Annotated in this window: 9 protein-coding genes; 6 read left to right on the top strand and 3 right to left on the bottom strand. The window is 47.2% G+C overall.

All coding sequences use genetic code 11. The features are described from left to right. Both aroQ and B7X71_RS09730 read right to left on the bottom strand, forming a co-directional pair. Positions 1–419 (bottom strand): type II 3-dehydroquinate dehydratase (gene aroQ / locus B7X71_RS09735; RefSeq protein ID WP_293600623.1); only part of this gene is annotated, 419 nt, incomplete at its 3' end. Between the two features lie 249 nt (positions 420–668). Then, on the bottom strand, positions 669–1,196 hold the full coding sequence (locus tag B7X71_RS09730) for a TlpA disulfide reductase family protein (protein WP_293600621.1): 528 nt from the start codon (positions 1,194–1,196) through the stop codon (positions 669–671). Between the two features lie 54 nt (positions 1,197–1,250). Here B7X71_RS09730 and mpl point away from each other — a divergent pair, with 54 nt between their 5' ends. From mpl to mtgA, 6 genes are read left to right on the top strand one after another with little or no spacing between them, the layout of a single operon-like run. Then, positions 1,251–2,657 carry a UDP-N-acetylmuramate:L-alanyl-gamma-D-glutamyl-meso-diaminopimelate ligase gene (gene mpl, locus B7X71_RS09725; RefSeq protein WP_293600620.1) on the top strand — a complete coding sequence of 469 codons (1,407 nt, stop codon included), beginning with the start codon at positions 1,251–1,253 and terminating at the stop codon, positions 2,655–2,657. Between the two features lie 5 nt (positions 2,658–2,662). Beyond that, positions 2,663–3,391, top strand: a complete 729-nt coding sequence (gene fabG, locus B7X71_RS09720) for a 3-oxoacyl-ACP reductase FabG (protein WP_293600618.1) — start codon at positions 2,663–2,665, stop codon at positions 3,389–3,391. Between the two features lie 2 nt (positions 3,392–3,393). Further along, the gene (locus B7X71_RS09715; RefSeq protein WP_293600616.1) at positions 3,394–5,382 is read left to right on the top strand and encodes an RNB domain-containing ribonuclease; all 1,989 of its coding nucleotides are present in this window, start codon (positions 3,394–3,396) and stop codon (positions 5,380–5,382) included. Further along, complete coding sequence (locus tag B7X71_RS09710) at positions 5,366–6,226, top strand: energy transducer TonB (protein ID WP_293600625.1); 861 nt, start codon at positions 5,366–5,368, stop codon at positions 6,224–6,226. The genes B7X71_RS09715 and B7X71_RS09710 overlap by 17 nt, the downstream gene beginning before the upstream one ends. A gap of 42 nt (positions 6,227–6,268) precedes the next feature. Then, positions 6,269–7,177, top strand: a complete 909-nt coding sequence (gene aroE, locus B7X71_RS09705; RefSeq protein WP_293600614.1) for a shikimate dehydrogenase — start codon at positions 6,269–6,271, stop codon at positions 7,175–7,177. A gap of 17 nt (positions 7,178–7,194) precedes the next feature. Beyond that, entirely contained in the window at positions 7,195–7,938 is a 744-nt protein-coding gene (gene mtgA, locus B7X71_RS09700) for a monofunctional biosynthetic peptidoglycan transglycosylase (protein ID WP_293600612.1), read from the top strand. Positions 7,939–7,966: 28 nt separating this feature from the next. On the opposite strand, the gene pyrF is transcribed toward mtgA, so the two are convergent. Next, positions 7,967–8,812: an orotidine-5'-phosphate decarboxylase gene (gene pyrF, locus B7X71_RS09695; RefSeq protein WP_293600610.1), complete on the bottom strand. Its 846-nt coding sequence runs from the start codon at positions 8,810–8,812 to the stop codon at positions 7,967–7,969. Positions 8,813–8,945 lie beyond the last annotated feature (133 nt).

Genomic DNA, 8,945 nt, shown 5'->3' with positions numbered 1-8,945 from the left:
AAGGCCAATTCGTATCCAATTGCCCCTAGTCCGCAGATCACGCCAGTGGCGATATCCGATAGATAGGAATGTTTGCGGAATTCTTCACGCTGGTGAATATTGGACAGGTGTACTTCTGTGAATGGGATGGCTACTCCAGCCAAGGCATCACGTAAGGCAACGCTAGTATGGGTAAAGGCGCCTGGATTAATGATGATGAAATCCACCCCATCTTGTTTGGCTTTTTGAACTCGGTCAATGAGCTCGCCTTCGTGATTGCTTTGGAAGGTTGATAAATCGACTGAGTGGGACTTGGAGATTGCGCCAAGCTTCGTATGAATGTCTTCTAGAGTAGTTTTGCCATAAACCTCTGGCTCACGGGTGCCCAATAAGTTGAGATTGGGGCCCTGAATAACAAGAATTGAAGTATTTTTCGACATAGATCGATATTTTTAGAGGCAGTTAGGTTTAGTTACGTAAATACAGCTTTTCTCTAAAACTGCTTACTTCATGAAGAATCCCCCTCATGTAGCACAGGCAAAGTATACCCCTAGAGCTCGATGATCAGTTCAAAAAATGGGGCAAAAATGAGCTATTTTTGGTGATTTTAAGAGCAAATATTGAAAAATATGAATAGAAAATGCCTAATTTCTGCCCGAATCTTATTTGGTAAAAGTAATTAAAACACCTTATAAAGCGGATTTAATTGATTTTCTGAGCTCTTCTTCGCTTATCTTCCCTAATTTACTGCTAGTGGCCTTACCTTGCGCATTAATGATGATGGTGTAAGGCAGGGCGCCCTGAGAGTTGCCCATTTGCTTGGAAAGGTTGCTGCCCTCAAGGCCACCAATCACGATTGGGTAAGAAACTGGGGTTTTTTCTAGGAATTCACGAATGTTAGAGGGTGAATCGATGCCAATACCGACAAATAAGACATTTTGACTTTTGAACTCTGCTTGTAATTGATCCAAAGTCGGCATTTCTTCAACGCAAGGGGGGCACCAGGATGCCCAAAAGTTCACAACTAGGACTTTTTCACGCCATTCCTTGGTGTCGACTGATTTTCCATCGGGTGTTTGCCATGGATTGGCAAAAAAGGCTTTGATTGCAGGATCGTCTGCCAGCTCTGTTCTGAAGATCCATTGCGAAGTCGCGACTCCCGCAGCAAGGGCTACAAGGTTAAATCCAATGATGCTAATCCACTGTCTTCGGTTCATTGCTACTCCTTAGCTAAAATTCCCCAATGCATATTCCTTAGCTAAAATTCCCCAATGCATATTCATATCTTGGGCATTTGCGGTACTTTCATGGGCGGCATTGCCGCAATCGCTCGGCAGGCCGGACATCGCGTCACTGGCTGCGATGCTAACGTGTATCCACCAATGAGTACTCAGCTTGAGGCACAGGGCATTGAGCTCATTGAGGGATTCTCGCCTGACCAATTATTACAGTTTGAGACGATGCCGGATTTATTTGTAATCGGTAACGTCGTTTCTCGTGGCAATCCGCTGATGGAGGCCATTCTCAATCAGGGACTTCCATACACTTCTGGTCCTCAATGGCTTGGTGAGCAAGTATTGTTTGATAGACATGTATTGGCTGTTGCTGGCACGCACGGTAAAACAACAACGTCCGCCATGTTGGCCTGGATTTTGGAATTCAATAATTACAAGCCCGGTTACTTAATTGGTGGCGTGCCCTTGAATTTCACGGTATCGGCTCGCTTAGGTGAAAGCAAATACTTTGTGATTGAAGCGGATGAATATGACACGGCGTTTTTTGATAAGCGCAGTAAGTTTGTTCACTATCGTCCGCGTACCGCCTTATTAAATAATCTTGAGTTTGACCACGCCGATATCTTTGCTGATCTTGCTGCAATCGAAACCCAGTTTCATCATTTGGTGCGCACGGTGCCGGGTAATGGTCTAGTTGTGGTCAACGGTGAAGAGCCTGCTCTAAAGAGAGTCATCGCACGCGGTGCTTGGGCACCTGTTGAGAAGTTTGGCCAAGACAAACACAATGCTTGGTCTTTAATTTCTCAAGCGGCAGATGGCTTTATTGTTTTGCAGGATGGCAACGAAGTTGCAACGGTGACTTGGGCTCCGGACTCTGGCGTCATGGGCCGACACAATCAACTCAATGCATTAGCAGCAATTGCCTCCGCAAACCATATTGGTATTTCTCCAACTGATGCGGCACGCGCTCTTGCTGAGTTTAAGAATGTGAAGCGTCGTTTAGAAACGATTGGCGTAGAAAATGAGGTGACGGTCTACGATGATTTTGCGCATCACCCCACAGCAATCATTACTACAGTAGATGGCTTGCGTCGTAGAGTGGGGCAGTCTCGAATTTTGGCAGTACTAGAGCCCCGCTCCAATACGATGAAACTCGGCGTCATGAAAGCTCAGCTGCCTAACAGTCTGGAGGCGGCCGATAAGATATTTGCTTATGGTGCCAGCGCCGGTAAAGATTCTTTGGGTTGGGATTTAAATGAAGTCTTAGCTCCATTAAATGCAAAGAGTAACAATCGTGCTGCAGCCTTTGATGATCTATCGGCTTTGGTTAAGGCCATTGCAAATGAAGCCAAGCCTGGCGATCACATTTTGGTGATGAGTAATGGTGGTTTTGGTGGAGTGCACCAAAAAATATTGACTGCAATACAAGAGAAAGCAAAGTAATGAGCATGAGACTGAAAGATAAAGTAGCGATCATTACTGGTGCTGCCAAGGGTATTGGCTTTGCAACTGCAAAACGCTTTGCACAAGAAGGCGCAAAGGTCATGATTGCCGATGTGAATCCCGAGGCTGTTAAGGCTGCAGTGGATCTCATTCCAGGCTCAGAAGCCTACGTCATGAATGTGACTGATCGTGCAAGCATTGAAGCGGCTGTTGACCAAATCATGCAACGCCATGGGCGCATCGATATCCTTATTAACAATGCTGGCATTACACAAGATGCGCGCTTAGTCAAAATGACAGAGGCACAATTTGATACGGTGATTGATGTCAATCTCAAGGGTGTCTTTAATTGCACGCAATTGGTAGTGCCGCATATGTTAGAGGCAGGCAAAGGCGCTGTCGTCAATGCTTCGAGTGTCGTGGGTATTTATGGAAACTTTGGTCAGACAAACTATTCGGCCACGAAATTTGGTGTCATTGGTTTTACTAAAACTTGGGCACGTGAATTAGGTGTAAAAGGGATTCGGGTGAATGCAGTTTGCCCAGGCTTTATTGCCACTGAGATGGTTAAAGCCATGCCAGAAAATATTTTGAAGGATATTGAAAGACGCAGTTGGCTGGGTCGCCTAGGCACTCCTGAAGAAATGGCGAATGTCTATTTATTCTTAGCAAGCGATGAAGCTAGTTATGTGAATGGCGTTGCACTTGAGGCCAGCGGCGGGATCTCACTCTGACAATGCACCTTTTATATGAAGAAGGTGGTGATATTAAGGTCGCCACAGTCCAGTCTGCCTCGGGCGCTGGAGATGCAGAATCATGGCAGGCGACTAGCCTTTCTGGCAAGAAGATTAAGTTAAAGGCGAAAGAGGTTTGGCTTCGTTTTGAAAAGCCAGAGCCGCAGGCGCTGATGGATGAAGCAAATACTTTATCTAAAGAGATTGATCTGCAATTCTTATGGGACTGTGCGCCTGATGAAGAATTTGGTTTGGTGGATGTTGCCCAAGAGTACTTTGGTGCACAAGCCAGTATTCCGCAGCAGACTGCATTAGCCATTGCATTACAAGGTGCGCCGGTATTTTTCCGTCGTAAAGGGCGCGGCCGTTTTCAAAGAGCGCCACTGGAGCAATTGCAGGCTGGTTTGGCTGCACTCGAGCGTAAGCAAAAAGAATTAGAGCAACAGGCTGCATGGCAACAAGAGTTGGTGGCTGGTGTATTTCCAGAAACGCTCAAGTCTCAGGCCAATCAACTTCTATTTTCTCCAGATAAAAATACATCGGCCTACAAAGCGTTGATTGCTGCCTGTACTGAGTCAGGAGAATCGCCTGCACAGCTGATGATCCGCTGTGGCGCGATAGATTCACCTTTGCAATATCACCAGGGCATGTTTTTAAAGGCGCATTTCCCTCAGGGTGCTGCACATGAGTCAAGCTTGGTAGTTGATCAAGCCGCATTAGATGCTGCCATTTCAGAATTACCTCTGGCTGAAGTGACCGCATTCTCGATTGATGATTCGGGCACTACTGAAATTGACGATGCTTTATCGGTCACTTCGCTTGATGGTGGCGGACATCGTATTGGTATTCATATTGCAGCGCCTGGATTGGTGATTGCTAAGGATGACGCTTTAGATAAGGTCGCACGCACTCGGATGTCTACCGTGTATTTCCCTGGTGACAAGATTACGATGTTGCCTGACACAGTGATTGCGCAGTTCTCATTGGATGAGGGTGCTGCTCGTCCAGCCCTATCAATTTATGTGGATATTGATGCAGCTGGAGTGGTAGATAAAGAGACTCTGCAGTTGCGTGCCGAGATGGTTCCCATGGGATCTAACCTTCGTCTCGAGAATTTAGAGCATCTAGTAACAGAAGAAAGTTTGGCTGATGAATCTTCTGACTATGCTTATCGTCAGGAGCTCAGTGTGTTGTGGGCCGCAGCAAAGTTATTACATGCAGGGCGCCAGGAGCAGCGTGTAGCCAATGGATTGCGCGCCGAACAATTGGGGGTCTTGGATCCGAATGCATTAGCGAGAGACTTTCATTTTCAAATCAAAGAAATAGATGGTGCGCAGCGAGTAGACATTACTCCACGTCAACGCGGTTCCATCTTGGATACGATCGTTGCCGAGTGGATGATTTATTGCAATAGTGCTTCAGGACGCTTATTGGCAGATCATGGGATACCTGGTTTGTTTCGTACTCAAAAGGGTTGGGGGCCATTACGCACACGTATGCAGACGACACCTGGTCCTCATGAAGGTTTGGGCTTGGAGTATTACGCCTGGTGCACTTCACCGCTACGTCGTTACTCCGATTTAGTGAATCAGTGGCAGTTAATTGCTATAGCAAAACATGGCATTACCGCCAAGATGGTGGCGCCATTCCCACCGCGAGATGCGACCTTGATGGGTATTGCTGCTGACTTTGAAGCCTGTTATTCAGCCTATGGTGAATACCAGGACCGCCTTGAGAAATATTGGTGCTTGCGCTGGGTTACTCAGGATGAAGTTCCTAAGAAAGTCTTTGTGAGACATCTCAAAGAGGGTATGTCCCGAGTAGAGCCTGTTCCCTTGCATTTGCCAATTCCAGAGTTGGCCACTCACCCGCGTATGACTAGAGCTGAAGTGAGTATTGCTGATGTAGATCTTCTTCAACTGACGGCGGGAGTTCGAGTGCTTCATATCGAAACCCCAGAGATTCCTGAGAGTGATGCAAGTCCCGCCTAAGTTGACTCAGTTAGTTGCGCGCTTAGATGGTAGTTGGCGCCGATATCCATTTGGCTATGCTTTAGGTCTCTCGATTTTGGCCCACCTCATCTTTCTATCTTTCCGCTGGGGGATGGGGGAAATAGAAAATCGCCGCTTAAATACACCGCTGAGCGTTGTTTTGGTGAACTCCAGCAATCAAGTGGCACCTAAGCAGGCGAATAAATTGTCTCAGGCAGATTTGCATGGGGGTGGCAACGCCTCCAATCAAGATGCAAGTGCACTACATCGAGCCAGGCTGGGTGCAGATGCCCGCCTCGAAGTTTTAGAGAAACAGCAAAAACAAATGCTGGCCAAGCTCGAAGCAGATCGGGCGCTTGCAGGTGGTCGTAAAAGTGGTGATGAGAAAAAAGCTGTATCCCAACTAAACTCTTTAGAGGCTAAATTAGCAAAGCGTTTGCAAGTCAATGGTCGCGAGCCTCGTCGTAAAGTCTTGACCGGAGCTAGTACGAAGGCGGTTGTATTTGCGCAGTATTACGACGCTATGCGTCAAAAGATAGAGACCCATGGAAGTGCATTTTTTCCGCGGGCCAACGGTAGGCCGCTGTATGGCAGTTTGGTGATTGTGGTGAGCGTAGATGCGCAAGGGCGTATTGCCAATAATGCGCAAGGTAAGGATGGTTTAAGTATTGGGCGAAGCTCTAGCAACCCCGAGTTAGATCGTCAGGCTCTTGCCATTGTGCGTGCTTCTGCTCCCTTTGGAGTTTTCCCTGCAGAAATGCGCAATCAGATTGATATCTTGGATTGGGTCTCAACTTTTGATTTCACTCGGGATGGATCTGATCGCTTAGATTTGCGTCCTTAATTCAGTCATGTATTGCAAAATTTCGCTTATCCTGTAGTTACTATGAGTCAAGTTACTTCTGCCCAATTGCATACCGATCCCGCCCAATTTCCTGGTGAGGATGTTTATGCGGTTGCCGGTAATCCAATCTCACATAGCAAATCACCTGCCATTCATAAACGATTTGCTGATCAGTCAAATCAGAAAATGCATTACGGGTGTTTACTGCCTGAACTTGGCCAATTCAAAACCACTGCGCAAGCTTTCTTTGCTGCTGGCGGTAAAGGTATGAATGTGACTGTGCCATTCAAATTGGATGCCCAAGCTCTTGCAGATGTATTAACACCTCGAGCTCAGCTCGCCGGGGCTGTAAATACTTTGCGTATTGAAGATGGAAAAATCTTTGGTGACAATACCGATGGCGCTGGCTTAGTCAGAGACCTATTGGCTCAGGGCATTCAGATTCAAGGCTCCCGAATTTTATTACTGGGAGCAGGTGGTGCTTCTCGTGGGGTGCTTGGACCTTTGCTGGAGCAATCCCCTAAAGAGCTCATCATTGCCAATCGATCCAATGCTAAGGCCGATGAATTAGTTCAATTATTTAGTGACTTGGCTGTTTCGCTCGATGTTGTATTGCAGGCGGTCACTTTGAGTGACCTGGAAGATGCTGGCAAGACTACCTCTCCTTTTGATCTCGTTATTAATGCCACTGCTGCCGGCCTATCTGATGCATCGCCGATTAGCGATACGGCAGCGAGTAATATTTTTATTCCAAAATCTTTTGCCTACGATATGGTCTATGGTAAAGCTACTGCGTTTATGCAGCAAGCATTGCATCGTGGTGCACGGGTCAGTGATGGCCTGGGTATGCTAGTAGAACAGGCTGCTGATGCTTTCTTAATTTGGCGTGGTTCTAAGCTTGCCGATGCGATTGATCCTCGCGCGGTACTGGCAGAACTTCGTACTTCCTAGTTTCTAGCTAAGCTTCGATGCGCTGGCTTTCTTACCTTCTGAAATGTTTGCTCGGTGGTTTTATTGCCATGCAAATTTACTTCGTATTTCAGATTGGCTTATGGGCAACGCTTGATCCCAGAAGTACTGCATTTCAGAGGGCTGAACGCTGGCGACTTTGTGGTCTGTCTTGGTCTTGTCCAGTGCAGTCATCTTGGGTTCCTTACGACAAAATCTCTGCCAACCTCAAGCGCGCTGTCTTAGTGAGTGAGGATGACATCTTCTTTCAGCATATGGGTGTCCGGGTTGAGGATATGCAAAAGGCTTGGGCTAAAAATTCACAACTCAATCAACAGGTTAGTGGTAAATCCAAAACTGCTTTGCGTGGTGGCTCTACGATCACACAGCAGCTAGCAAAGAATCTTTTTCTTTCTTCCGAGCAGAATTATTTTCGCAAAGGACAGGAACTCATCATTACTGGCTTACTCGAGGTCATTCTGCCCAAGCAGAGGTTGTTCGAAATCTATCTGAACTCTGTAGAGTGGGGTGAGGGCATCTTTGGTATTGGCGCTACATCTCAGCACTACTATGGAGTTAAACCTGCACTGCTTGATCGAGAACAGTCTGCAGCTTTAGCTTCTGCATTGCCAGCACCGAAGTGTTTTGATAAAGCGCAATACTGTCGCAAGGCCAATATTCACTTCCCGACACGGCAAGACTTTATTTTGGAAAATATGGATAGAGTGGCTTTAACACCCACTCCAAAACCAAAGGCGCGATAGGTCTGTTGTAACTCGACCTATCTCCTTTTTATTTACTAGCCGCAGCTCTTAATGCATCTCTCGTAGTGATAGCTACTTTTCTAGCAGCTTCAGCAAAATCATTTCCTGAGCTCGCATACAAGATTGCTCTAGAAGAGTTAATCATCATGCCAGCGCCTTGTTTATTGGGGATACTGCCAGCCCTAACAGTGGCAACGATATCACCACCCTGAGCGCCAATACCTGGGATCAACAAAGGCATTTCACCCACAATCGCTCGGACCTTAGCAATTTCTTCGGGAAAGGTTGCGCCAACTACCAGGCTAATTTGTCCAGTAGCATTCCACTGTTGCGCAGCGAGTTTGGCGACGTGCAGATACAGTGGCTCGCCGGTGGGAGACACATTCAGGAACTGAAGGTCAGAGCCCCCTGGGTTTGAGGTACGACATAAAACAATCACGCCCTTGCCAGCGTGCTTTAGGTAAGGCTCGATAGTGTCAAAGCCCATGTAAGGGTTCACGGTAACCGCATCTGCGCCATAGCGCTCAAAGGCCTCTAAGGCATAGTGGTCGGCAGTGCTACCGATATCACCACGCTTGGAGTCCAGGATGACGGGGATATGGGGGTATTTATCTTTAAGGTATCGGGTGAGCTTTTCAAGCTGGGCTTCAGCTCTTTGGGAGGCAAAGTAAGCGAACTGGGGCTTAAAGGAGCAGACGGTATCCGCAGTGGCATCAGCGATCTCCCGGCAGAACTCAAAAATCCCCTCAGGCTTACCCTGAAATACAGCGGGCAAGCGCTTTGGATCTGGATCAAACCCCACGCACAACATACTGCCTTGGGAAGCCCACGCAGACTGGAGTTGTTGGGTAAAGGTATTTGGGCTGGAGTTCATTGGGGTTGGGCTTATTTTAGTCAAACTGTCATCTTCTATAGGATAAACTAGCGACCATTCCTTAGGAGTTCACCATGATCAACTTGTTCGTCCTGCAAAATGGCCGCCTCTCTCAAGAGCAAGTGGAAGATCG

It is taken from the genome of Polynucleobacter sp. 39-46-10 (genome assembly GCF_002282275.1).
This window is presented reverse-complemented; position numbering and strand designations above follow the sequence as displayed.

Bases quoted from the DNA above. Each gene is read 5' to 3' on its own strand.
- mtgA (WP_293600612.1), top strand. From the start codon at position 7,195: ATGCGCTGGCTTTCTTACCTTCTGAAATGTTTGCTCGGTGGTTTTATT.
- B7X71_RS09730 (WP_293600621.1), bottom strand. From the start codon at position 1,196: ATGAACCGAAGACAGTGGATTAGCATCATTGGATTTAACCTTGTAGCC.
- mpl (WP_293600620.1), top strand. From the start codon at position 1,251: ATGCATATTCATATCTTGGGCATTTGCGGTACTTTCATGGGCGGCATT.
- fabG (WP_293600618.1), top strand. From the start codon at position 2,663: ATGAGACTGAAAGATAAAGTAGCGATCATTACTGGTGCTGCCAAGGGT.
- pyrF (WP_293600610.1), bottom strand. From the start codon at position 8,812: ATGAACTCCAGCCCAAATACCTTTACCCAACAACTCCAGTCTGCGTGG.
- B7X71_RS09715 (WP_293600616.1), top strand. From the start codon at position 3,394: ATGCACCTTTTATATGAAGAAGGTGGTGATATTAAGGTCGCCACAGTC.
- B7X71_RS09710 (WP_293600625.1), top strand. From the start codon at position 5,366: ATGCAAGTCCCGCCTAAGTTGACTCAGTTAGTTGCGCGCTTAGATGGT.
- aroE (WP_293600614.1), top strand. From the start codon at position 6,269: ATGAGTCAAGTTACTTCTGCCCAATTGCATACCGATCCCGCCCAATTT.